The 23353-nt window shown below is 67.1% G+C and carries 23 protein-coding genes; 11 read left to right on the top strand and 12 right to left on the bottom strand.

The genetic code is table 11. The annotated features are described in order from the left end of the window. Positions 1–233: 233 nt before the first annotated feature. Positions 234–1214 carry a 3-oxoacyl-[acyl-carrier-protein] synthase III C-terminal domain-containing protein gene (locus tag AB4Z37_RS05405; protein WP_441515650.1) on the bottom strand — a complete coding sequence of 327 codons (981 nt, stop codon included), beginning with the start codon at positions 1212–1214 and terminating at the stop codon, positions 234–236. A 175-nt stretch (positions 1215–1389) separates the two neighbouring features. Between AB4Z37_RS05405 and AB4Z37_RS05400 the strand changes: the two genes are divergently transcribed. Continuing rightward, complete coding sequence (locus AB4Z37_RS05400; RefSeq protein WP_441515649.1) at positions 1390–2007, top strand: class I SAM-dependent methyltransferase; 618 nt, start codon at positions 1390–1392, stop codon at positions 2005–2007. Between the two features lie 177 nt (positions 2008–2184). Here the strand turns inward: AB4Z37_RS05400 and AB4Z37_RS05395 are convergent, their stop codons facing one another. The 4 genes from AB4Z37_RS05395 to AB4Z37_RS05380 form a co-directional block, all read right to left on the bottom strand. Beyond that, positions 2185–3699, bottom strand: coding sequence for an MDR family MFS transporter (locus AB4Z37_RS05395; RefSeq protein ID WP_441515782.1), 1515 nt, complete (start codon positions 3697–3699; stop codon positions 2185–2187). 47 nt (positions 3700–3746) lie between these two features. Continuing rightward, positions 3747–4892 (bottom strand): HlyD family secretion protein, encoded by a 1146-nt coding sequence (locus AB4Z37_RS05390; protein ID WP_441515648.1) that lies wholly within the window; start codon positions 4890–4892, stop codon positions 3747–3749. Continuing rightward, on the bottom strand, positions 4885–5352 hold the full coding sequence (locus AB4Z37_RS05385; protein WP_441515647.1) for a MarR family winged helix-turn-helix transcriptional regulator: 468 nt from the start codon (positions 5350–5352) through the stop codon (positions 4885–4887). Before AB4Z37_RS05385 ends, AB4Z37_RS05390 begins: the two co-directional genes overlap by 8 nt. Before the next feature lie 131 nt (positions 5353–5483). After that, a complete protein-coding gene (locus AB4Z37_RS05380; protein ID WP_441515646.1) occupies positions 5484–6593 on the bottom strand; it encodes a patatin-like phospholipase family protein in 1110 nt (369 codons plus the stop codon). A 209-nt stretch (positions 6594–6802) separates the two neighbouring features. Between AB4Z37_RS05380 and AB4Z37_RS05375 the strand changes: the two genes are divergently transcribed. Genes AB4Z37_RS05375 through ispG form a run of 3 tightly spaced genes read left to right on the top strand, consistent with a single transcriptional unit; the run spans position 6803 to position 9574 of the window. Then, complete coding sequence (locus tag AB4Z37_RS05375) at positions 6803–7309, top strand: Fur family transcriptional regulator (protein WP_441515781.1); 507 nt, start codon at positions 6803–6805, stop codon at positions 7307–7309. A gap of 36 nt (positions 7310–7345) precedes the next feature. Next, complete coding sequence (locus tag AB4Z37_RS05370; RefSeq protein WP_441515645.1) at positions 7346–8287, top strand: DMT family transporter; 942 nt, start codon at positions 7346–7348, stop codon at positions 8285–8287. A gap of 12 nt (positions 8288–8299) precedes the next feature. After that, the gene (gene ispG / locus AB4Z37_RS05365; RefSeq protein ID WP_441515644.1) at positions 8300–9574 is read left to right on the top strand and encodes a flavodoxin-dependent (E)-4-hydroxy-3-methylbut-2-enyl-diphosphate synthase; all 1275 of its coding nucleotides are present in this window, start codon (positions 8300–8302) and stop codon (positions 9572–9574) included. Between the two features lie 353 nt (positions 9575–9927). Here ispG and AB4Z37_RS05360 read toward each other — a convergent pair whose 3' ends face one another. The 3 genes from AB4Z37_RS05360 to AB4Z37_RS05350 all read right to left on the bottom strand — a co-directional run bounded on the left by AB4Z37_RS05360 (position 9928) and on the right by AB4Z37_RS05350 (position 13234). Beyond that, the gene (locus AB4Z37_RS05360; RefSeq protein ID WP_441515643.1) at positions 9928–11535 is read right to left on the bottom strand and encodes a Na+/H+ antiporter; all 1608 of its coding nucleotides are present in this window, start codon (positions 11533–11535) and stop codon (positions 9928–9930) included. Positions 11536–11609: 74 nt separating this feature from the next. Then, positions 11610–12290 (bottom strand): DUF1345 domain-containing protein, encoded by a 681-nt coding sequence (locus AB4Z37_RS05355; RefSeq protein ID WP_441515642.1) that lies wholly within the window; start codon positions 12288–12290, stop codon positions 11610–11612. 20 nt (positions 12291–12310) lie between these two features. Next, on the bottom strand, positions 12311–13234 hold the full coding sequence (locus tag AB4Z37_RS05350) for a polyprenyl synthetase family protein (protein ID WP_441515641.1): 924 nt from the start codon (positions 13232–13234) through the stop codon (positions 12311–12313). A gap of 231 nt (positions 13235–13465) precedes the next feature. Between AB4Z37_RS05350 and mtgA the strand changes: the two genes are divergently transcribed. From mtgA to AB4Z37_RS05335, 3 genes are all read left to right on the top strand, one after another. After that, complete coding sequence (mtgA, locus tag AB4Z37_RS05345) at positions 13466–14173, top strand: monofunctional biosynthetic peptidoglycan transglycosylase (RefSeq protein ID WP_441515640.1); 708 nt, start codon at positions 13466–13468, stop codon at positions 14171–14173. A gap of 153 nt (positions 14174–14326) precedes the next feature. After that, positions 14327–14512, top strand: coding sequence for a 50S ribosomal protein L32 (gene rpmF / locus AB4Z37_RS05340; protein WP_441515639.1), 186 nt, complete (start codon positions 14327–14329; stop codon positions 14510–14512). A gap of 193 nt (positions 14513–14705) precedes the next feature. Next, positions 14706–15317 carry a hypothetical protein gene (locus AB4Z37_RS05335; protein ID WP_441515638.1) on the top strand — a complete coding sequence of 204 codons (612 nt, stop codon included), beginning with the start codon at positions 14706–14708 and terminating at the stop codon, positions 15315–15317. 148 nt (positions 15318–15465) lie between these two features. Here AB4Z37_RS05335 and AB4Z37_RS05330 read toward each other — a convergent pair whose 3' ends face one another. Next, positions 15466–15747 carry a hypothetical protein gene (locus AB4Z37_RS05330; RefSeq protein WP_441515637.1) on the bottom strand — a complete coding sequence of 94 codons (282 nt, stop codon included), beginning with the start codon at positions 15745–15747 and terminating at the stop codon, positions 15466–15468. A 199-nt stretch (positions 15748–15946) separates the two neighbouring features. On the opposite strand from AB4Z37_RS05330, the gene AB4Z37_RS05325 reads away from it, so the two are divergent. Further along, entirely contained in the window at positions 15947–17713 is a 1767-nt protein-coding gene (locus tag AB4Z37_RS05325; RefSeq protein ID WP_441515636.1) for an EAL domain-containing protein, read from the top strand. A 107-nt stretch (positions 17714–17820) separates the two neighbouring features. Here AB4Z37_RS05325 and phaR read toward each other — a convergent pair whose 3' ends face one another. Beyond that, on the bottom strand, positions 17821–18429 hold the full coding sequence (gene phaR, locus AB4Z37_RS05320) for a polyhydroxyalkanoate synthesis repressor PhaR (protein WP_441515635.1): 609 nt from the start codon (positions 18427–18429) through the stop codon (positions 17821–17823). Positions 18430–18938: 509 nt separating this feature from the next. On the opposite strand from phaR, the gene AB4Z37_RS05315 reads away from it, so the two are divergent. The 3 genes from AB4Z37_RS05315 to yddG all read left to right on the top strand — a co-directional run bounded on the left by AB4Z37_RS05315 (position 18939) and on the right by yddG (position 22009). Beyond that, complete coding sequence (locus AB4Z37_RS05315) at positions 18939–20114, top strand: acetyl-CoA C-acetyltransferase (RefSeq protein ID WP_441515634.1); 1176 nt, start codon at positions 18939–18941, stop codon at positions 20112–20114. Positions 20115–20304: 190 nt separating this feature from the next. Then, entirely contained in the window at positions 20305–21030 is a 726-nt protein-coding gene (gene phbB, locus AB4Z37_RS05310; RefSeq protein ID WP_441515633.1) for an acetoacetyl-CoA reductase, read from the top strand. Between the two features lie 109 nt (positions 21031–21139). After that, complete coding sequence (gene yddG, locus AB4Z37_RS05305) at positions 21140–22009, top strand: aromatic amino acid exporter YddG (protein ID WP_441515632.1); 870 nt, start codon at positions 21140–21142, stop codon at positions 22007–22009. Positions 22010–22091: 82 nt separating this feature from the next. On the opposite strand, the gene AB4Z37_RS05300 is transcribed toward yddG, so the two are convergent. Together AB4Z37_RS05300 and gloB are read right to left on the bottom strand one after the other, a co-directional pair. After that, on the bottom strand, positions 22092–22529 hold the full coding sequence (locus AB4Z37_RS05300; protein ID WP_441515631.1) for a cupin domain-containing protein: 438 nt from the start codon (positions 22527–22529) through the stop codon (positions 22092–22094). Further along, entirely contained in the window at positions 22529–23296 is a 768-nt protein-coding gene (gloB, locus tag AB4Z37_RS05295; protein ID WP_441515630.1) for a hydroxyacylglutathione hydrolase, read from the bottom strand. The genes AB4Z37_RS05300 and gloB overlap by 1 nt, the downstream gene beginning before the upstream one ends. Positions 23297–23353 lie beyond the last annotated feature (57 nt).

The following is a 23353-nucleotide window of genomic DNA, read 5'->3' as shown; positions in this document are numbered from 1 at the left end:
GCTCGCCACACCCACTGCGTCATTGCCGGGCTTGACCCGGCAATCCAGCTGCCTTGCCACACGACGAGAGATCGTAAAGCTGGATCACCGGGTCTCGACGCTTCGCGTCGGCCCGGTGATGACGCAGAATATGTGAAGACGCCCCATGTCCCGATCCGAGGCACGGGCGAACGAAGCAGGCCTTGAAGACTGACAGATCACGTTGTTCAAACGCCGCACCACCCCGCCACGCCTCAATACCTGAACACCATCGCGCCCATGCCGAAGCCGGCGGCGGTGCCGAGCATCAGGCCGAGGTCGCCGCGGCGCAGGCGGCCGGTGGTGACGGCGTGGTGGAGCGCGGTCGGCAGCGACACGCTGACCTGGTTGCCGTGGTCGGCGAGGATGTCGACCATCGCGGCGCGCTTGCCGCCGAGCAGGCGCTCGAGAAAGCGCAGGCCGAGGCGGCTTGCCTGGTGCGGCATGATGCAGGCGATGTCGTCGAGTCGCACGCCAGCCTCTGCCAGCACCCGCGTGATGAAGTCCGGCAGCCGCGCCATGGCGAGGCGCGCCAGCGCCGCGCCGTTCATGCGGAACAGATAATCCTTGGTCGAAGGCGGCGGCTGGCGCGCATTCCAGCGCGAGCCGCCGGCGCGGATTTCGCAGAGCTCGGCGCCGTCGGGATAGGTTTCGAGCCGCAGCGCGAGGATCGCGGACGCGCCGTCGGAGCGCCGCAGCACCGCGGCGGCGGCGCCATCGCCGAACAGCGGCGCCGTCGCCGGGTCCGCGCGGTCGAGGCCGAGCGTCGCCAGATCCACTGCGGCCACGGCGGCCTTGGCGGAGGTGCCGAGCGTAATCGCCGCGGCCGCGCCCTCGACGGCCTGCAGGAATCCCAGGCACGAGGCGTTGACGTCATAGGCGGTGATGCCGTCGAGGCCGAGCCGGCGCGCCGCCAGCGTCGCCGTGGTCGGGATCGGCTGCTCGGCCATGATCGAGGCCACCACCAGGCGGTCGAGCGTGTCGGCGGCGTCGGCGGCGAGCGCTGCGCGCACCGCTTCGCTCGCCATCAGCGACGCGCTCTCGTCCTCCGCCGCCACGCCGCGGCGGGCGACGCCGGTCAGCTTCTCGCTGCGGCCCTGCGGCCAGGCGTTGGCGCTGTCGATGTCTGCGGAGGGAATCGAGGTGCGAGGCGTGTAGATGCCGGTCGCGGTGATGGACACGGGAAGGACCGTCATGCGGGCGGGCAGGCCTCCGATGGCAAAACACCAGCTTAGGGTGCACGGCGCGGCGAGACAACCTGCGAGACAATCTGGAGGAGGCGGCCCGCCGCCGCGTCGGCCCTCGACGGCGGGCGCGTGGCATCCTATCTCACGCGGCAGAGTGACGATGGGCGAAGAAGAGGCTGACACCATGACCGACCGACAGACCCATTGGGACACCGTCTACGGCACCAAGGGCGAGCGCGACGTCAGCTGGTTCCAGGACGATCCCGCGCCGTCGCTGGCGCTGATCGCGCTGACCGGTGCCACGGCGGCGTCGGCGATCGTCGATATCGGCGGCGGCGCGTCGCGGCTGGTCGATGCCCTGCTGGCGCGCGGCCACCGCGCTCTCACCGTGCTGGATCTGTCGTCCGCCGCGCTCGCGACGGCGCAGGCGCGGCTCGGCGAAGCGGCCGGGCGCGTCAACTGGATCGTCGCCGACGTCACCGCCTGGCAGCCGCCGGCAACTTACGATGTCTGGCACGACCGCGCCGCCTTCCACTTCCTCACGGCGCCCGCAGAGCAGGCGGCGTATCTCGCGCGGCTCAAACAGGCCTTGAAGGTCGGCGGTCATGCCATCATCGGCACCTTCGCGCTCGATGGACCCGAGAAATGCAGCGGCCTGCCGGTGACGCGGCACAGCACCGACAGCCTCGCGACGCTGCTCGGGCCCGCCTTCACGCCGGTCGACAGCCGCCGGCACCAGCACGCCACGCCGTGGCAGTCGGTGCAGAATTTTCAGTTCAGCACCTTCGTGCGTGTGCACTGACGCGTGATGAGCTGAAGTTCGATCGACGTGATCCGTCACGCTGAGAGTCTGACTGGAAAATGCAGCCCGCATTTTCAAGCCGTTGTTGAAGCACACGGATTGCCCGCTGTTCTCCGTCATGCCCGGCCAGCGCGATCCGTCTTCGACGGATCGCTAGGACTAAGCTCCGGTCCGCACCTAATCCATCACCGCCGCGTGATCGGAGGCGGCTTGCGTCTGCTTGCGCAGCGCCGCCTTGGTCGAGCCGATCATCAGCGCCAGCGGGATCGAACACAACGTCACGATCATGACCAGCTGGTAGTCGCGCGCGAACGCGATGATCTGGGCCTGGACCTGCAGCATCGCGTCCGCCAGCGCCCGGCCGGCGTCGGTGTTCATGTTGATCATCCGCGCCACGTCCGGCATCTGCATCGCGTTGTTGAACGGCGTGATGTGTTCGTTGAGGATCGCGTAATAGCGCCGGCCGCCCTGGGTCAGCTCGGCGATCACCACCGAGATGCCGACCGAGCTCGCGACATTGCGCAGCAGTGTCAGCATGGCGGTGCCGTCGGTGCGTAGCTGCGGCGGCAGTGTCAGGAACGACACTGTGCTGAGCGGCACGAACACGAGGCCAAGGCCGAAGCCCTGCGCGACGCTCCAGCCGATGATGGTCGGAGCCTGGGTCTGGTCGGTGAAGCCGGTCATCATGAACAGTGACACCGTCATCAGTGACAGCCCGGTGATGATCAGCGTGCGCGCCTCGAAGTATTTCATCAGCCGGCCGACCAGCATCATCGCCACGAAGGTGCCGCTGCCACGGGTGGCGAGCAGCAGGCCGGCGGTGATGATCGGGTAGCCGATGACGTTCTGCAGGTAGGGCGACGACAGCGCCATGGTCGAGAACAGCACGAGGCCCATCACCGTCATGAACACGCAGCCGCTGATGAAGTTGCGATCCCGGAAGATCGCGAACTGCACGAACGGTTTGGGCGTGGTCAGGGAGTGGGCGAAGAAATAGTAGAAGCCGGCGATCGAGATGATGGTCTCGGCGATGATCTCCGGCGATTCGAACCACGCCAGCTGCTCGCCGCGGTCGAGCGCGATCTGCATCGCGCCGATGCCGACCGCGAGGGCTGCAAAGCCGAACCAGTCGAACTTCAGCGCGGTGTTCGGCTTGGTCTCTTCCATGAAGGTGGCAAGGCCGAGCACGGTGAGGGCGCCGAACGGCAGATTGACGAAGAACACCCAGTGCCAGGAGTAGGTCTCGGTCAGCCAGGCGCCGAGCGAGGGGCCCATGATCGGGCCCATCATCACGCCCATGCCCCAGATCGACATCGCGGTGGCACGCTCATGCAGCGCGTAGGAATCGAGCATCACCGCCTGCGACAGCGGCACCAGCGCGGCGCCGAACACGCCCTGCAGCAGGCGGAACAGCACCATCTGGGTAATATCCTGGGCAAGGCCGCACAGCACCGAGGCCACCGTGAAGCCGGCGGCGCAGATGATGAAGATGCGCTTGCGGCCGAAGCGGTTGGCGATCCAGCCGACCGGCGCGGTCATGATTGCAGCGGCGACGATGTAGGACGTCAGGACCCAGTTGATCTGGTCCTGCGACGCCGACAGCGTGCCCTGCATGTAGGGCAGCGCGACGTTGGCGATCGTGGTGTCGAGCGCCTGCATGATGGTCGCCGTCATGGCGCAGATCGTCACCATGTTGCGGCGAAAGCCCGGGACCGCCGCCGAGGAGGTGGCGGCGGCGGTCACCGGTCGGTCTCCTGCGCCGTGGCGGAGGAGAAGCCGAGCAGGCCGGCGAGCGACCGGCGATGCCCGGTATCGATCCACACATAGGTGCTCATGCCGGCCTTGAGCTTGCGCACCACCTTGTCGCCATCATCGAAGTAGATGCGCACCGGCACGCGCTGCACCACCTTGACGAAATTGCCGGTGGCGTTCTGCGGCGGCAGGATCGCGAACTGCGCGCCGGTGCCCGGGCTCAGCGAGCCGACGGTGCCCTTGAAGGCATGGTCCGGGAAGGCGTCGACGCTCAGCGTCACCGGCTGGCCGACGCCGACATAGGTGAAATCGGATTCCTTGAGGTTGGCGTCGACCCATGGGCGGGCGTCGTCGATGATGCTGAACACCGGGGTGCCGGCCGGAATGAAGCGGCCGAGCTGGATGCTGTCGACCTGGGTGGCGACGCCGTCGATCGGCGCTTTCAGCACGGTGTGGTCGAGGTTGCGCTGCGCTTCGCCGAGCGCGGCCTGGGCCTGCCGGTAGGGTGGGAACTGGTCGAGCGGCAGGTCGGGATTGTTCAGGAGCTGGTTCATCGCGGTCGAGAGCTGCTGCTGCAACAGCTCGAGCTGCGCTCGCGCCACCACGAGGTTGGTGGTCGCGGTGTCCAGGTCGAGCTGCGAGCCGAAATTGCTCTTCACCAGCGTGGTTTTGCGCTCGACGTCGCGCAGCTTGAGCTCGACGCCCTGTTTGGCGAGGTCGAGCATCTGGCTGTACGACTGCACGTTCGATTTCAGATTGTTGTAGTTGGTCTTGGCGGTCTCCTGCGTCGCCTGCGCCTGCTGCAGGGCGAGACGGAACGGCACCGGATCGATCTCGAACAGCTCGTCGCCGGCCTTGACGCGCTGGCCTTCACGCACCACGACCTTGTCGATCTTGCCGGAGATGTCGGGGGTGATCAGCACCTTCTGCGCTCCGACATAGGCGTCGTCAGTGGTCGCGTAGCGCCCGCCCGAGAGATAGAACAGCACACCGCCGACCACCGCGACCAGCGGCAGCACCACCAGCAGCAGCATGCGGCGGTTGTCGCGCAGTCGCTCGCGCCAGCTGTTGCGCGCCGCCGGCCTGTCCGGCCGCTTCTCATCGGGCGGAAACTTCAAGACGGGATCAGCCATAACGTTGGACCTTCGAATTCGGGACGCTCGACAAGGCGTCGCGCACATTGTCCTTGATGAGTTCGAGCTGGGTGACGAGGCCTTCGGCCTCGGCCGCCGTCATGCGGCCGAGCGCGGTCTCGGTGATCTCGGCGCGCAGTTCCGCGAGCTTGTCGAGCAGCGGGCGCGCGGCCGGGCGCAGGTAAAGGCGGTTGACGCGGCGGTCGCTTGCGTCGGCGCGCCGCTCGATCAGGTCGTTGTCGCAGAGCCGGTCGATCAGCCGCGTCAGGGTGATCGGCTGCATCTCCATGAGATCGGCGAGCTCCGACTGCTTGAGCCCCTCGGTGCGCGCGAGCTTCGCCAGCACCGCCCACTGGGCGCGGGTGATGCCGAACCGCGTCGCCAGCTTGTCGGCGTACAGCCGCAGCATCCGCTGAGTCTCGAACAGGGCGAACAGGAAATCGGGATTGCTCTTCGGCATCGGCCGGAACCAGCTCCTAAGCTTGCGATATAATAAGCTAGCTCACGAATTCGACGAGCGGCGTTTGCGCCGACGGCCCCTGACCGCACCGCATGGCTAATAAAAAGTTAATTTTAAATCAGGGGGTTAGCTCAGGCCCATTCGACGCCGGCCTCGGCGGCGAGGTCGAGGGTGCTGGTCTTGCCGATGGCGTCAAAATGCTGGTCGAGGAACCGGCGCGCCGCGCGTTGGCCGGCGCGGTGCAGCAGCTCCAGGAAGTCGTAATCAGTCTTGAGCTTGCTGGAGGCGGCGAGCCGGCTGCCGAGCCCGCCGAGGTCGATGCGGTGGATGTTGAGTCGGCGGTACTGGTCCTTGCCGGTGCCGCGGGGCAGATGGCCGTCGTCGATCAGCTGGTTGACGAAGTCCATGCTGCGCAGCTCCGAGATCAGCGCCGAGTTGAAGGTGATCTCGTTGAGACGGTTGAGAATCTCCGAGGACGTGCGCGGCGTCGATGGCCGGCTCACCGGATTGATCTGCACCACCAGCACGTCCTCGGCGTCGGTCGCCTGCAGGAACGGGAAGATCGCCGGATTGCTCATGTAGCCGCCATCCCAATAGGGAATGCCGTCGATCTCGACAGCGCGGAACATGAACGGCAGCGCCGCCGACGCCATCACCACATCGGCGGTGATCGTCTCGCGGGAGAACATGCGCAGCCGGCCCGTGTGGACGTTGGTCGCCGAGATGAAGACCTCGATGTCGCCATTGCGCACCGCCTCGAAATCCACCGAGCGGGCGATCAGGTCGCCGAGCGGGTTGATGTTCAGGGGATTGAGGTCGTAGGGCGAAAAATAGTGTGCCATCGCCTCGAACCAGTTCTGGATCGGCGTGGCCGCGAACGGCATCAGCGACAGCATGCGGTCGGTGACCGCACGCTGCACCGGCGGCAGGCTGCCGCCGACGCTGGCGGCGCGCCAGAAGTCGGCGAGCTGCTTGCGGGCGTCGTCGACATTGCCGCGCGCGAGGCCGTCGGCCAGCAGCACCGCATTGACGGCACCAGCAGACGCACCGGAGATGCCGGTGATCTCAAGCCGCCCATCGGCTAGCAAATGGTCGACCACACCCCATGTAAAAGCCCCATGGGCACCGCCGCCCTGCAGGGCGAGATTGATCTTCTTGGCCGTCGGGCGCGGTGCGCGCGCGCTGCTGCGGCGGGTCCAGTTCGCAAGACCGTCGAGGTAGGATTTCAGGTTGGTGACCAAGGAACTGGCTCGCTGTCGTTGGAAAAATACGTTTCGCGATGCGTCGGCCCCGCAGGCGACGGCGTTCAGTCTGGCGGAGATTTGGGGGCTTTTTGTTGCGTTGCAATGAAAAATATTGCATTGCAAAAAATTGATGCATGGCCCGCTTGCGGGAACAAGATGCCGAAAAACCGAGCGGAATCGCCCAAGAGCGAGTAAATGGTTCGATGATGACGCCGACCAAGCCGACGCCGACCGCGCTGATTTTTCCGACGCCCGATCATGATCATGGCCGGTGTGCGGCAGACGCGCTGCGCCATGCGGAGATGGTGTGCGAGGGGCGGGGGCAGAAGTTCACGCCGATCCGCCGCCAGGTGCTGCAGGCGCTGCTGTCGAGCCATCGTCCGCTCGGCGCCTACGAGATCATCGACGAGCTCGCCAAGGTCATCGCGCGTCCGGCGCCGATTACCGTCTACCGCGCGCTCGACTTCCTGATGGAGAACGGCCTCGTCCACCGCATCGAGAGCCGCAACGCCTTTCTCGCCTGCGCTCACAACCACGACGACATCGCGATGGTCGCGTTCCTGATCTGCGACCGCTGCGGCTCCGTCGGCGAAATTCCCGCCGCGCCGATCGCCAATGCCATCAACGAGGCGGCACGCGGCACGGGCTTTTCGCCCAAGCTGTCCGTCGTCGAAATCACCGGCACATGCGTGCATTGCCAGACAACATCATAACAACAATGGCGCTCATCCGCCCGGCATAAGGTCTCCATGTCTTCGCAACCATCGTCCGCAGCGGGCCGTCCGCTGACCCTCGGCGCCGTCGCCGTGATGCTGATGCTGTGCCTGAGCTGGGGCTTCAACCAGATCGCGATCAAGCTCGCGCTGTCTGACATCCCGCCGCTGATGATGGCGACCCTGCGCTCGACCGGCGGGCTTGTTGTCGTGCTGCTGATCGCGCGCCTGCGCGGCGTCAGGATCTTCACCGCGGATGATACGCTGAAGGCGGGTCTGCTGGCAGGCCTGCTGTTCGGTCTCGAATTCGTCGTGATCTACCGTGGCCTGATGTGGACCAGTGCCACCCGCGCCGTGGTGTTCCTCTATGTCGCGCCGTTTGTGGTGGCGTTCGGCTCGTTCCGCCTGCTCGGCGAGCGCCTCGGACCGGCGCAGTGGGGCGGCCTCGCGCTGTCGTTCGCCGGCGTCGCGCTCGCCATCGGCGTGCCTCAGGTCGGCGTCGACGGCAAGGTGCTGATGGGCGATGGCCTGATCGTGATCGGCGGCATTCTCTGGGCGGCGACCACTATCGTGGTGAAGCTCACCCCGCTGCTGCGGGCGCCAGCGGAGAAGACCCTGGCCTACCAGCTGGCGGTGTCGATCCCGATCCTTGGCCTCGCGTCGCTGGCGTTTGGCGAAAGGCTTCCCGCCCTTCCTGGCACAGTCGCCCTTATCTCATTGTGTTATCAGACGTTTTGGGTGGTCGGGCTGACCTTCTTGCTGTGGTTCATGCTGGTGCGGACCTACTCCGCCAGCAAATTGTCGGCTTTCACCTTCATTACGCCGCTGTTCGGGGTCGCGGCCGGCTATTTCGTGATGCACGATCCGATGACGATCGCTTTCGCCGGCGCGTCCGTGCTCGTCCTGGCCGGCCTTATTCTCGTCAACCGTCCGTCGCCGGCGGCGGTTGATCCGTTGCTGTCCGTCACAAAAACCTGATATCTGAGGCCCATGAGCAAGCTCGAAAATCCGTCAGAGATCGACGTCGCCGGCCCCGCGCCGCGGCACAAGACCACCGCAGTCAAGGTCGGCGGCGTGACCGTCGGCGGCGGCGCGCCGATCGTGGTCCAGTCGATGACCAACACCGATACCGCCGACGTCGCGGGCACGGTGGCCCAGGTCGCGGCGCTTGCCCGTGCCGGATCCGAGATGGTCCGCATCACCGTCGACCGCGACGAGGCGGCGGCGGCGGTTCCCCATATCCGCGAGGCGCTGGACAAGCGCGGCATCAAGGTGCCGCTGATCGGCGACTTCCACTACATCGGCCACAAGCTGCTCGCTGAGCATCCGGCGTGCGCCGAAGCGCTCGACAAGTACCGCATCAATCCCGGCAATGTCGGCTTCAAGGACAAGCGCGACACCCAGTTCAGCGCCATCGTCGAGATGGCGATCAAGCACGGCAAGGCCGTGCGCATCGGCGCCAACTGGGGCTCGCTCGACCAGGAACTGCTGACCCGCCTGATGGAAGAGAACGCCACCTCCGCCACCCCGCGCGACGCCCGCGCGGTGACCCGCGAGGCCATGGTGCAGTCGGCGCTGCTGTCGGCGCAGCGCGCCGAGGAAATCGGCCTCGCCAAGAACCGCATCATCCTGTCGGCCAAGGTCTCGGCGGTGCAGGACCTCATCGCGGTCTATCGCGATCTCGCCTCCCGTTCGGACTACGCCATCCATCTCGGCCTCACCGAAGCCGGCATGGGCTCCAAGGGCATCGTCGCATCCGCGGCGGCGCTCAGCGTGCTGCTGCAGTCGGGCATCGGCGACACCATCCGCGTGTCGCTGACGCCGGAGCCGGGCGGCGACCGCACGCTCGAGGTGCAGGTCGCGCAGGAGATCCTGCAGACCATGGGCTTCCGTACGTTCGTGCCGCTTGTCGCGGCATGCCCGGGCTGCGGCCGCACCACCTCCACCGTGTTCCAGGAACTGGCGCGCGACATCCAGGACTTCATCCGCGACGAGATGCCGAACTGGAAGACGCGCTATCCCGGCGTCGAGACGCTCAACGTCGCGGTGATGGGCTGCATCGTCAACGGTCCCGGCGAGTCCAAGCACGCCGACATCGGCATCTCGCTGCCGGGCACCGGCGAAACCCCGGCGGCGCCGGTGTTCGTCGACGGCAAGAAGTTCACCACCCTGCGCGGCCCGACCATCGCGGCCGATTTCAAGGTCATGGTGATGGACTACATCGAACGCCGCTACGGCGTCACCGGCCAGACCGCCGCGGAATAGCGGCGGCGGTGATCCGTCGCCCTTCGGCCTTCCAATTGCTGGGCCGGCGTCGGCCACACCCAATGCGTCATTGCCGGGCTTGACCCGGCAAGCCAGCTTACTTGCAACGCGACGAGAGCTTTTTAAAGCTGGATCACCGGGGCACGACGCTTCGCGTCGGCCCGGTGATGACGCTGAAAAGGTCGCAGCGCCTCTCCCCTCATGGTGAGGAGGCGCACCAGCGCCGTCTCGAACCATGAGGCCGAGGCGCTCCTGATGGTATCGTCTACGTTCGGGGCCTCATCCTTCGAGACGCCCGCCGCGCGGGCTCCTCAGGATGAGGAGAGAGGCCGGTGAAATCTCGCCGCGCCCCCTCACAGCGGCGTGTTGCGTTCGCGGTTGTTGACCACGGCTTCCTCGAGGTCGAGGTCGCGCTCGATGCGGCGGCGGGTTTCGTCGGTGATCTTGCCTTCGCGCAGCAGGCCGTGGAGGAACTTGCGTTCGGCGGTGATCAGCTCGCGCACGATCGGCGCGCCCATGGTGGCGGGGGTGTGCTGGCCCGCCTCGGCGGGGGGCTCAGGGATGGCGCGGGTGCGCGTCTCGTGCCGCGCCTCCAGGAACTTGACGAGGCTCGGCGTCAGCTCGCGGTCGGTGGTGAGGTCCTCCAGCGACTGGCGCGCCGACTGCAGGATCTCCCGGCGTGCGGCAATCTCCGCCTCGCGCTCGCGCCGTGCCTCCATCAACCCGTGATGTGACAGGCCGAGCAGCCTGACCACGATGGGCAGCGTCAGGCCGATGCCGACCAGCGTGATGAAAATGACGCCGAAGCTCGCGAACAGGATCAGGTCGCGGGAGGGGAAATCCTCGCCATTCGGCAGGGTGAGCGGCAGCGCCAGCGCGACGGCGAGCGACACCACGCCGCGAATGCCGGTGAAGCTGATCACCAGGGTCGAGCGCCATGGCGGCGGTGGATCGTGCTCGCGCAGCCGCCGGCTCATCGCGCGCGTGAGGTAGGTGCCGGGAAACACCCAGATGAAGCGCGCCGCGATGACGATCGCCGAGGTCAGGGCGATCGCGGTCATCACCTCGTGCAGCGGCACCACCTTGGACTTCTCCATCAGCAGCCGCATCTGGAAGCCCATCAGCAGGAACAGGAAACCCTCGATCAGCCAGATCACGAAGTCCCACAGGAAAATGCCCTGCAGGCGGGTCGCCGCCGAGATCAGCAGCGGCCCGTTCCAGCTGACATAGAGGCCGGCGGCGACGGTGGCGATGACGCCGGAGCCGCCGAGATGCTCCGGCACCCAGTAGGCGAGATAGGGCGTCAGCAGCGACAGCGAAATCTCGGCGCGCTCATCGCGGGCCCATCGCCGCAGCCGCAGGCTGAGCCAGCCGACCGCGATGCCGAAGAGCACCTCGCAGGCGACGATGGCGACGAATGTTCCGGCGGCTTCGCCCAGCGAAAAACTGCCGGTGCTGATTGCCAGCACGGCGAAGCGGTAGAGGATCAGCGCGGTGGCGTCGTTGGCAAGGCCCTCGCCTTCCAGGATCACCAGAATGCGGTGCGGCAGGTGCAGCCGGCGGGCGATCGCCAGCGGCGCCACCACGTCCGGCGGCGATACGATGGCGCCGAGCACGAAGCCGAGGCTCCAGGGCAGGCCAAGCAGGAAGTGCGCGCCGGCGGCGACCGCGCAGGTGGTGAAGATGACGCAGCCGATCGCCAAGAGCGCGATCGGGCGCAGGTTCGACCTGAACTCGCGCCAGCTCATCGACACGCCGGCGGAATAGATCAGCGGCGGCAGCACGATCAGCAGCACCACCTTCGGCTCCAGCGCGATCCGCGGCATGCCGGGAATGAACGCGAGCGCAATGCCGATGCCGAGGAATGCCAGCGCGGGGGTCAGTTGGTAGCGGCGTGCCACCGCGGCGGTCGCCGCCATCGCGGTCAGCAGCAGCAGGACGATCAGGAAGCTTTCGGTCATGGCGGTGCTCATCCCGTCAGGAGGCCGGAGGTCCGGCTGTCGTCACCAGCGATACGGCCGTGCCGGCCGGCCGGTCATAGCGCGCTCGCGGCGATGTTGACCGTGAGCGCTAGCAGCGCGGTGTTGAAGATGAATGACGCGACCCCGTGCGCGGTCGCGGTGCGGCGGATGATGCGGTCGGTGATGCCGACGTCGGAGACCTGGGCTGTCATGCCGATCACGAACGAGAAGTAGACGAAGTCCCAGTAGTCCGGTTCCTTCTCGTCACCGGGAAAGGCGAGGCCGCCGATGCGATCGCCGCGATAGTATTCGTGGGCATAATGCAGCGCGAAGGTGGTGTGGATCACCGCCCAGGACAGCACGATGGTCACCGTCGCCAGCACCGGCGCATAAGGGCCGCGATGCGCCGGCGCGAGCTCGGCGAGGATGGCGCCGAGTGTGGCGAAGGCGGCGACCGCGGTCAGCACCAGCACGGCGAAGCGCCCGTCGTCGTGCAGCGCCGCGCGGCGGCGGATCCGCGCCGTTCCCGTGGTCATCACCGTGGTGAAAGCGAGCAGCAGGTACAGCGCGCTGGAGATGTCCCAGGCCATCAGCAGCCGCGTGCTCTGCCGCAACGCCGCCGGCAGCACGGCGAGCGCGATGAGGCCGACGGCGATGGCGATGAAGAAGCGCGGCCGCGCCGCCACGATGCGCAGCAGCCGCGGCAGGCCGAGCAGGCGCTGCAGATGGCGGTCGTGATCGTCCCTCGCCGCCATCGCGCCTCCGGACCCCTGGCTCAGTTCTTGCGTTCCGCCACGAAGCGGGCGGCGGCGCGCAGCACGTCGGCCTTGGCGCCGAACGGCGCCAGCGCCCGGTCGGCGGTCGCCAGCAGGTCGCGCAGGCGCTGCTTGGCGCCGTCGAGGCCGAGCTGCGTGACAAAGGTCGCCTTGCCGAGCGCGGCGTCCTGGCCGGCGGGCTTGCCGAGCGCGGCGGCGTCGCCCTCGATGTCGAGGAGGTCGTCGGCGATCTGGAACGCCTCGCCGAACGCCCGGCCGTAGTCGTCGAGCGCCTGGTACTGGGCATCCGACGCCCGGCCGAGGATCGCGCCGGCCTGGCAGCCGAAGCGCAGCAGCGCGCCGGTCTTCATCTGCTGCAGCCGCGCGACGTCGGGCTGGATCTTGTCGCCGAAGCGGCCTTCGCCGGCGAGGTCGAGCATCTGGCCGCCGGCCATGCCGCCGATGCCGGCGGCGCGGGCGAGCGCGCGGGTCAGCTTCAGCCGCACGTCGGCGTCGGGATGGATCTCGTCGCGGGTGCTGATGTCGAAGGCGATGGTCAGCAGCGCGTCGCCCGCCAGAATGGCCGTAGCGTCGTCATAGACCTTGTGGGTGGTGGGGCGGCCGCGGCGCAGGTCGCTGTTGTCCATCGCCGGCAGGTCGTCATGGACCAGCGAGTAGCAGTGGATGGCCTCGAGCGCCGCGCCGGCGAGCAGCGCGCCGGGCCGGGGCACATCGAACAGCGCCGCGCTCTCCACCACCAGGAACGGCCGCAGCCGCTTGCCGCCATTGAGGCTGCCGTAGCGCATCGCTTCGATCAGGCGCTGCGGGCGCGCGATCTCGTTCTCCAGGACGTCGTCGGACAGGATGTGGCCGAGCAGGGTTTCGGTGTCTTCGGCTGTTTTGTCGAGCCGCGTGGTGAAATCCTGCGGGGAAGCGAGGGTCATTCAGCAAAACTCCAGAAAAATCCGCCGCGACAATCGGTCATGGCCACCGCTCCGTCAATTCCGCCGCCCCCGCCGCGCCGCTTGCTGGAGCGCGGGGCCGATCCGGGATATGCAGGAGGGCGGGGCCGGGCTGAGGGCCCCCTGGGAGGGGGCCTCGACCGGCCGTGTTCGGCCCGGGCGGGCCTTGCCACGATCGCGTATCGCAATGTCCGTGAGCCGGTAGCACAGCCCTTGCGCGTTGTCCGCAGCCTTCTCCTCATCGTGGTGATCGTTCTGGCGGCGCCTTACGTGCTGGTTCTGACCTACGGTTCCGGCCACCCGGTCTCGACGCTGATGCTGTGGCGCCGCCTGACCGGGGCACCGATGACACGGACCTGGGTCGATCTCGATGCCATCGCGCCGGCGCTGCCGCGGACGGTGATCGCGTCCGAGGACGGCCGGTTCTGCAGCCACCACGGCGTCGACTGGGGCGCCCTGCACGAAGTGATCGAGGACGCCGAAGATGGCGAAGTGGCGCGCGGCGGCTCGACCATCACCCAGCAGGTGGCGAAAAACCTGTTCCTGTGGCCGGGCCGCAGCGTGGTCCGCAAGGGGCTGGAACTGCCGCTGGCACTGTGGATCGACCTTGTGCTGCCGAAGCGGCGGATCCTGGAAATCTATCTCAATATCGCTGAATGGGGGCCGGAAGGCCGGTTTGGCGCCGAAGCGGGGGCGGCCTATGCCTTCGGCCGGCCGGCCGCAGCCCTGTCAGCGCGCGAGGCAGCGCTGATGGCCGCGATCCTGCCCAATCCGGTGGTTCGCAGTGCCCGGAATCCGGGTCCGGGGGTGCGTCGCCTCGCCGCAAAATATGTCATTCGGGCGCAATCGCAGGGGGCGCCGGGGTGCCTTGGCCGGAACCGCGGCGCTTTTTCAGGAAAATCAGGGGCCTCGCCCCCCTAGATTCGCCGTCCTTCATCCTCTATAAGGCCGGCCTTAATCCGAATTTTGAGCTCGCGCCGGCGGCGCCGCCGAGCCGCCCTTTACCTTTAACAAAGTCAAAAGGGGGCGAGCGGGCGCCGATGGCTCGAACGATCACCTGCAAGGACCACTCATATGGCCGTTCCCCGTAGAAAAACTTCGCCCTCGCGGCGTGGCATGCGTCGCTCCGCCGACGCTCTCAAGTCGCCGACCTATGTCGAGGACAAGGACTCCGGCGAACTGCGCCGTCCGCACCACCTCGACCTCAAGACCGGCATGTACAAGGGCCGCCAGGTCCTGAAGCCGAAGAAGGACGCCTGATCGGCGCATCTGACGGCTGCGCCGCGCCCTGCGGCACGGCGGGATCGGAGATTGCCCGCGCGTCGCCCCAGGCGGCGGGCGTCAGGCAGTCTCCGGTACGATGATTCTCCGATACGATGATTCTTCGATATGATGGCGTGGGGCGCGGGGCGCGCCGGGCGTTGATGTCCCCATCGAGAGGAAGGCCTCGCCGATGCTGGTCGGTTTCCCGCTGCTTCTGATCCCGCTCGCCATCGTCAATATCATCGTCTTCCTGATGCCGGGGGTGTCGTTCACCGACCCGCTGATCACGGTGACGCTGATGTCGAAGGCCACCTGGAAGGTGACCTTCGGCGATATCCTGGTCGCTCTCGGCATGCTGTTGCTGCTGTTCGAGGTGATCAAGGCCGCACGCCCCGGCGGCAAATACTTCACCGACCATTTCCTGGCGCTGCTGGTTCTGGCTGGCGCGGTGGCAGAATTCCTGCTGCTGCCGCAGTTCGCAACGTCCGTGTTCTTCCTGCTGACCGTGCTGGCGCTGGTCGATTTCCTCGCCGGCGTGTCGTTGCGCCTGCGGCGGGAGAACCGCCGCCGTGCGACCGTGGCGCCGAGCGTTGCCGCGGAGCCCGCGCCGGTTGCGGTTCCCGAACCGCCGAAGGCTGCCGCCGCTCCTGTCGCGCCCGCGCCGGAGCCGGCCCGCGAGACCGAGCCGCCGCCGCCGATGGCCACCATGGAGCCGGCCCGCAGCGTCCAGGGGGCGCCGAGCGTGACGCCCGCGCCCGGCCTGCCGGCAGGTGCTCCGCCGGTCGATCAGCCGAGCCGCTGAAGCCGCCCGATCCCGAAGTGTCCCGTTCGTCTTGCGTGCGCCCGCTTGCGCGCGCACGGTGTATTGTCTTGAGGCTTGGTCTTCGCGCGGCCACGCGCTCCCGCTATTTGCTTTGAGGCGTTGTCTTCGCGCGAACCGTCGCCCCGCTCTAGGCGACGCGGGCGGCGCCGGTCGCGCGGGCCGCCGGCTGCGGCTGTGAGCGGCGGGCGGTCGCCCGGTAGCTCGCCTGCGCATCCTGCGGGCTTGCCCGGCACAGGGTCCGGGTCTGTGGCACGTGTGTCGCGGTGGCGATCAGCTGGGTCACGAAGCAGGAATCCGGGCGGGTCCGCCCCAGGGAAGGTCCTGCCGACGTCGGCGTGAGCGGCACCAGCGCGGTGCGGGAGGAGCCTGAGCGGCCCTGGGGTGCGCCGGATGCGTCATCTTCGAACATGGTCGTGTCTCGTTTTGGGACAGGAAGTCCCTCCTGAGACCGTCATCGCAAGGGGCGTGCCGAACCCCTCCGGCAGGACGCTACCGGCGGTTCGGATGCGACGATTTTTAAGTTCTTTAGGAACTCGGCATAATCTGGTGCGTCAAAGACGTTATCCTCATGGTGCGAATCATCTGCGGTGTGCCGCAACGAGGCGACCTTGAAACCGGCTGTTATTCCGACGGCTAGGAGTGCTGCCAGGCGACCGGACTCCGCGTCCGGGGCGGTTGCGCCGGCGTCCGATGGTCCCGACGCCGCGGCGGTGCTCGCCGCGCTCGGGCAGGCGACGTTCATCTGGGATCTCGCCAGCGATGCGATGGGCTGGAGCGAAGCGGCCACGCGGCTGTTCGCCGGCCTGCCTTCCGAAGCGCTTGCCAGCGGCAGCGCGTTTGCGCAGCTGATCGAGCCGGCACGCAGCATCCGGACCGACGCGGTGCTGGCGCCGGGCCGCAGCGATGCCGGCAGTGGCGTTGCCTACCAGATTGAATATGGTGTGCGCCTTCATGCGACCGCCGAGGTGCTGTGGCTCGAGGAAACCGGGTGCTGGTTTGCCGGACTCGACGGTGCGCCAGCGCGCGTGCAGGGGGTCGTGCGCCTCAACAACGAGCGCCACGCCCGTGACGAGCAACTGCTGAAGCTGTCGCAATGTGATCCGCTGACCGGAGCGCTCAACCGCACGCAGCTGGCGGCGGCGCTTGCCGAAGCGATCGAGGAGGCGGCGCGCTTTCGCACGCCGTCCGGCTTCATGCTGGTCGGCGTCGATCATCTGGCGCACATCAACGAGGCCTTCGGGTTCGATGTCGCCGACGAGGTGATCGTGGAGATCGCCCAGCGGCTTCGCGCGCGGTTGCGCGGCGGCGACGTGCTCGGCCGTTTCTCCGGCAACAAGTTCGGCCTGATCCTGAAGAACTGTACTGCCGACCAGATGACGATCGCTTCCGAGCGTTTCCTGGCCGCGATTCGGCATGACGTGGTGCCGACGAAGTCCGGGCCGGTATCGCTGACGGCATCGATCGGCGCGGTCAGCATGCCCCGCCATGCACGGTCCGCCGAAGAGGCGATGGTGCGCGCCCAGGAGGCGCTGGAACGGGCCAAGGCACGCCGTCGCGGCACCTTCCTCACGTGGCGGCCCAATGTCGAGCGCGAAGCGCAGCGCCGGGTCAACATCCGTGTCACCGATGAGATTGTCAGCGCCCTCAACGAGCGTCGCGTGGTGGTGGCCTATGAGCCGGTAGTCGACCTGCGCTCCCGCGCGGTCGCCTTTCACGAGTGCCTCGTGCGGATGCGCCAGGACAGTGGCGAATTGCTGCTGGCGCCGGACATCGTTCCGGTCGCGGAGAAGCTGGGGTTGATCCACCTCGTCGATCAGCGGGTGCTCGAACTGGTCGTCGCCGAGCTCGCCACGGCGCCGCAGATCCAGCTCAGCCTCAACATCTCGCCGGAAACCACCATGGATCCGGAGTGGTGGTCGCGCATCGAGATTCTGCTGCGGGCGCACCCCGGTGTTGCCGAGCGGCTGATCGTTGAGATCACCGAGACGGTGGCGATCCAGGACATCGACGACGTGCGTGGCTTCGTGACGCGGCTGAAGAAGTTCGGCAGCCGGATCGCGATCGACGATTTCGGCGCCGGCAATACCTCGTTCCGCAACCTGCGCAAGCTCGGCGTCGATCTCGTCAAGATCGATGGCGCGTTCGTGCAGAACATTCCGCATTCGTCCGATGACCGCGCCTTCGTGCAGACCCTGATCGATCTCGCCCATCGGCTCGGCATCAAGACGGTCGCCGAATGGGTGCAGGACGAGGAATCCGCGACGCTGCTGGACAGCTGGGGCTGTGACTACATCCAGGGCCGGCTCACCGGGCTTGCCACGCCCGAGCGGCCATGGGCCAAGCCGGCGTTTGGCGGGCGCTCCGTCGCGGGCTGACAGTGCGCGCGGGGCGGTGCTGTCCACGCGATGGAAAAGGAAAAGCGCTGCCGGTGTGCGGCAGCGCTTGATGGTGTCGTGCGTTGCAGGCGTGTTCGGCCCGAACGTCACTCCTTCTTTTCGGGTTCCTTCGACATTCTGTCGAGGCGGTCCTGCATGTCCTTCATCTGGCGCCGCAGCTTGTCGATGTCGTCGGGTTCCGGCGCGCTGTCCGGCGTTGCCGGCAGCTCTGGTTCCGGCTCGGGCTCCTTGCGCAGCGACCCCAGGCCGAACGGCTTGAACATCGCAAAGGTGCGCTCGAACAGCTCCATGTTGCGACGAACCTGCTCCTCCAGAGGCGCAAACGGGCCGCTGCCGAACGCGCTCGTCATCTGCTTGCGGAACTTCTCCTGCTCACGGGTGAGCGATTCGATCGAGGCCTCGAGATACTTCGGCACCACCATCTGCATGCTGTCGCCGTAGAAACGAATGAGCTGGCGCAGGAAGGTGGTCGGCAACAGATTCTGGCCGGCCTTGTTCTCCTGCTCGAAAATGATTTGCGCGAGCACCGAGCGGGTAATGTCGTCGCCGGTCTTGGCGTCGTAGACGAGGAAGTCCTCGCCGTCCTTCACCATCGCGGCCAGATCCTCGAGCGTGACGTAGGTGCTGGTGCCTGTGTTGTAGAGCCGACGGTTGGCGTATTTCTTGATCGTGATGGGTGTTTCTGACTTCGCCATGGGTCTCACACGCTAAAGAGATTTGGCAGTTCACCGGACACTGCCGAGGGGAAGGTCAATGCAACGCAACAAAGTAAGCATGTCCGGAACCGCTCGGCTACCGTTTTGTGCAGCACAGTTAATGCCCTAGCACCCTCGTGGTGGCGTAGCGGCTTGGCGCGTTCGCGCGCGGGCGGCAACGACCATGGGCGGGCTGCTGCGTCCGGGGCCGTGTGAGCGGGCGAGCGTGCGTTCGCGACGGCCGCGCCCCTGCGGGTCTGGCAAGGCCGGGCCGCAGGCCGGCTCGGGAGGGCGTAGTCGATGGTGTCTTTTCGCCGGAAATGGCAGGTTTCGGCCTTCGCGCGGCGGCCGTTCCGGAGGCGCGGGCATAGCCGGCCGGCGCGCTCCGCGATTCGCGGCACAGGCCGATTGACACACCTGCCGTAGCTCAACAGGATAGGTTCGAGACCTCGCTCTGCCAGCCCCGGCACGGGCCTGTGCCCCCGATACTCAAGCCAAGGAGAAATCTCATGTCCGACGATGTCGTCATCGTCAGCGCCGCCCGCACCGCTGTCGGCGCCTTCAACGGCGCTTTCGCCAATATTCCCGCCCACGACCTCGGCGCGGCCGCGATCAAGGCGGCGCTGGAGCGGGCAGGCGTCGAGCCGGGCCGCGTGTCCGAGGTGATCATGGGCCAGATCCTGACCGCGGCGCAGGGCCAGAACCCGGCCCGCCAGGCTTCGATCGCCGCCGGCATTCCGGTCGAGAGCCCCGCCTGGGGCGTTAACCAGCTGTGCGGCTCGGGCCTGCGCTCCGTGGCGCTCGGCTACCAGGCCATCGTCAACGGCGATTCCGAGATCGTGGTCGCCGGTGGCCAGGAATCCATGAGCATGGCGCCCCACGCCCAGTATCTGCGCGGCGGCGTGAAGATGGGCGGCGTCGAATTCGTCGACACCATGATCAAGGACGGCCTGTGGGACGCCTTCAACGGCTACCACATGGGCAACACGGCCGAGAATGTCGCGCGCCAGTTCCAGATCACCCGCCAGCAGCAGGACGAGTTCGCCGTCGGGTCGCAGAACAAGGCCGAGGCGGCGCAGAAGGCCGGCCGTTTCAAGGACGAGATCATCCCCTTCGTCATCAAGACCCGCAAGGGCGACGTCACGGTCGACACCGACGAGTATCCGCGCCATGGCGCCAGCATCGACGCCATGGGCAAGCTGCGCCCGGCGTTCGAGAAGGACGGCACCGTCACCGCCGGCAATGCCTCGGGCATCAATGACGGCGCCGCTGCGCTGGTCCTGATGAGCGCCAAGCAGGCCGCCAAGGAGGGGCGCACCCCGATCGCCCGTATCGTGTCGTGGGGCCAGGCCGGCGTCGATCCCTCGATCATGGGCACCGGGCCGATCCCGGCGTCGCGCGCCGCGCTCAAGAAGGCCGGCTGGAAGACCGACGACCTCGACCTGATCGAGGCCAACGAGGCCTTCGCCGCGCAGGCCTGCGCGGTCAACAAGGACCTCGGCTGGGACACCTCCAAGGTCAACGTCAATGGTGGCGCGATCGCGATCGGCCATCCGATCGGCGCCTCCGGCGCACGCGTCCTGGTGACGCTGCTGCACGAAATGCAGAAGCGCAATTCAAAGAAGGGCCTCGCCACGCTGTGCATCGGCGGCGGCATGGGCATCGCGCTCTGCGTCGAGCGCTGATACGCCGCGCGTCAGCGCGTCGCACAATTCGCTAGCTTACTCTCGAATGCCCGGCCTCGTGCCGGGCATTTTTGTTTGCCGGCTTGTTTGCCGGATCATTCGTCAAGTTTTGGTCTTGCAGTTCTCACAATTGCTCGGAATACTTTGACAACGATAAAAATCGGCTGATCACGTCAAGGAGGACCTGAGCATGGCACGTGTAGCGTTGGTGACGGGTGGGACGCGAGGGATCGGTGCGGCGATCAGCAAGGCGTTGAAGGCAGCCGGTTACAAGGTTGCCGCGAGCTATGCCGGCAACGACGAGGCCGCGAACAAGTTCAAGGCCGAGACACACATTCCCGTCTACAAATGGGATGTCGCCTCGTTCGACGCCTGCTCCGAGGGGATCAAGAAGGTCGAGGACGAGCTCGGTCCGGTCGATGTGCTGGTCAACAATGCCGGCATCACCCGCGACGGCGCCTTCCACAAGATGACGCTGGAGCAATGGAATGCGGTGATCAACACCAACCTCGGCTCGCTGTTCAACATGACACGGCCGGTCATCGAGGGCATGCGCGCGCGTAAGTTCGGCCGCATCATCAATATCTCGTCGATCAACGGCCAGAAGGGCCAGTTCGGCCAGGTCAACTATTCCGCGGCCAAGGCCGGCGATATCGGCTTCACCAAGGCGCTGGCGCTGGAGAACGCGCGCGGCGGCATCACCGTGAACGTGATCTGCCCGGGCTACATCAACACCGAGATGGTGCAAGCGGTGCCGAAGGACGTGGTCGAGAAGAGCATCCTGCCGATGATCCCGGTCAATCGCCTCGGCGAGCCGGAGGAGATCGCGCGTGCGGTGGTCTTCCTGGCGTCCGACGACGCCGGTTACATCACCGGCTCGACGCTGACGATCAACGGCGGCCAGTATCACGCCTGAGGCCGCTGGGGCGACCGCCCGCGGCGGCGACGGCCTGTCGTCGCGATGACGTAATGAATACGACGTTAGAAGCAGAGCGCGAATCGCCGCGCTCTGCCATAACGCGGCGATGACTCCAGGCTCCGCCACTCTGATTGGTCTCGGCGCGATCGTGATGTGGTCGCTGCTTGCAGCGCTTACCGTCGCCACCGGCCGGATTCCCGCCTTCCAGCTCGCAGCCATGACATTCGCGCTCGGCGCCTGTGTCGGTCCGTTGACCTGGCTATGGCGTCCCGGCGCGGCGCGCGCGCTGCGTCAGCCCTGGACGGTGTGGCTGGTCGGGGTCGGCGGGCTGTTCGGCTATCACGCGCTGTACTTCCTGGCGCTGCGGTTCGCGCCGCCGGCGGAAGCGGGCCTCCTCAATTATCTCTGGCCGCTGCTGATCGTGCTGTTCTCCGCGCTGCTGCCGGGCGAGCGGCTCGCCGCGCATCACATCATTGGCGCGCTGCTCGGCCTCGCCGGCACCGCGCTTCTGGTGGTCGGTCGCGGCGCGCAGGTGACCGGCGACTATCTGCCGGGCTTTGCGGCGGCGGTGTGCGCCGCCTTCATCTGGGCCGGCTATTCGGTGATGTCGCGCCGGCTCAAGGCGGTGCCGACCGATGCGGTCGCCGGCTTCTGTGCCGCGACCGCGGTGCTGGCCTGGCTGTGCCATGTGGCGCTGGAGACCACGGTCTGGCCGCAGACATCGCTGCAATGGTTCTGCGTCATCGCGCTCGGGCTCGGTCCGGTGGGCGCTGCGTTCTATGTTTGGGACATTGGCATGAAGCAGGGGGATATCCGCCTGCTCGGTGCGTTGTCCTATGCGACGCCGCTGCTGTCGACCGGCTTCCTGATTCTCGCCGGTTTCGCACAGCCCACGCCGTCGCTGGCCATCGCCGCCGTGCTGATCGCCGGCGGCGGCCTGATCGCTGCGCGCGATCTGTTGCGCCGGGTGCGTTAAACCGCTTTCTGGCGAAGCACGTCCCGGACCTGATCCGGGGGTGGGCACCAGTTCGCGTGAAGAAAACGCGTCAAACAAATAACTAGGCGTCCGGCGTCCAGCCCGGCGGCGCCAGCTCGAAGCCGGCGAAGTCGAAGCCGGGGGCCACCGTGCAGCCGACCAGCGTCCAGTCGCCAAGGCTTTCGGCCGCCTGCCACGCGCCCGCCGGCACGACGATCTGCGGCGCTTCTCCGGCCATCAGGTCGGGGCCGAGATGCAGGGTGCGGCGGCCGTGCTCGTCGGCGACCTGCAGCGTCAGCGGGCTGCCGGCGTAATAGTGCCACACCTCCACCGCATCGACCCGGTGCCAGTGCGAGCGTTCACCGCGCGCGAGCAGGAAATAGATTGCGGTGGAGGCGGCGCGGCCGTGGGCATCGCAACGGCTATCGCGAAATACCTCGCGATAGTGGCCGCCCTCGGGATGCGGCGTGAGATGCAGCCGTGCGATGACGGCGGCGGCGTCGAGCGGCGCGGCGGGCATCAGGCGCGGTTCTTGCGTTCGCGCAGCTCGCCGAACACCTCGGCGGCGCTTTTGCCGGCGAGGCCGACGGCGGTGGCCACAGAGGCGACGTCGGCGCGCAGGAACACGTTGGTGCGCTTCTCCTCGCCGATGGTGGTGGGGACCGTCGGCTGGTTGGCGGCGCGCTGCCGTGCGGCCTCCTCGGCGCGGGCCTTCAGCGCGGCGTTGTCCGTCTCGATGCCCTGCGCGAACTTGATGTTCGACAGCGTGTATTCATGGCCGCAATAGACACGGGTATCGTCGGGCAGGGCACGCAGCTTGAGCAGCGAGTCCCACATCATCGGATAGGTGCCCTCGAACACCCGGCCGCAGCCGACCGAGAACAGCGTGTCGGCGCAGAACACCGCATGTTCGGACGCGAACAGATAGGAGACGTGGTCGAGGGTGTGTCCGGGGGTCTCGAGCACGCGGGCCGCCAGCGTTCCGACATGGATGGTGTCGCCTTCCTTGACGCGCTCGTCGACGTCGGCGATCGCCACCGCCTTGTCGTGGGGGGCGACCACGCGGCAATTGTACCTGGCCTTCAGCTCGGCGATGCCGCCGACATGGTCGGCATGGTGATGCGTGACCAGGATGTCGGTCAGCGTCCAGCCCTCGCGTTGCAGTGCCTTGATGATCGGACCCGCTTCCGGGGCATCGACCGAGGCCGTCGCCTTGCTGACGGGATCATGAATCAAATAACCGAAATTGTCCGAAAGGCAGGGAAACAGGCGAATATCGGCAGCCATGAGAACTCCATCGTCTGGCGTCCAGGTTCGCGATTTCGCTGTACCCGAAGTTCGCGA

Source organism: Bradyrhizobium sp. 2TAF24 (assembly GCF_052115025.1).
Taxonomy (GTDB): Bacteria; Pseudomonadota; Alphaproteobacteria; order Rhizobiales; family Xanthobacteraceae; genus Bradyrhizobium_A.
This window is presented reverse-complemented; position numbering and strand designations above follow the sequence as displayed.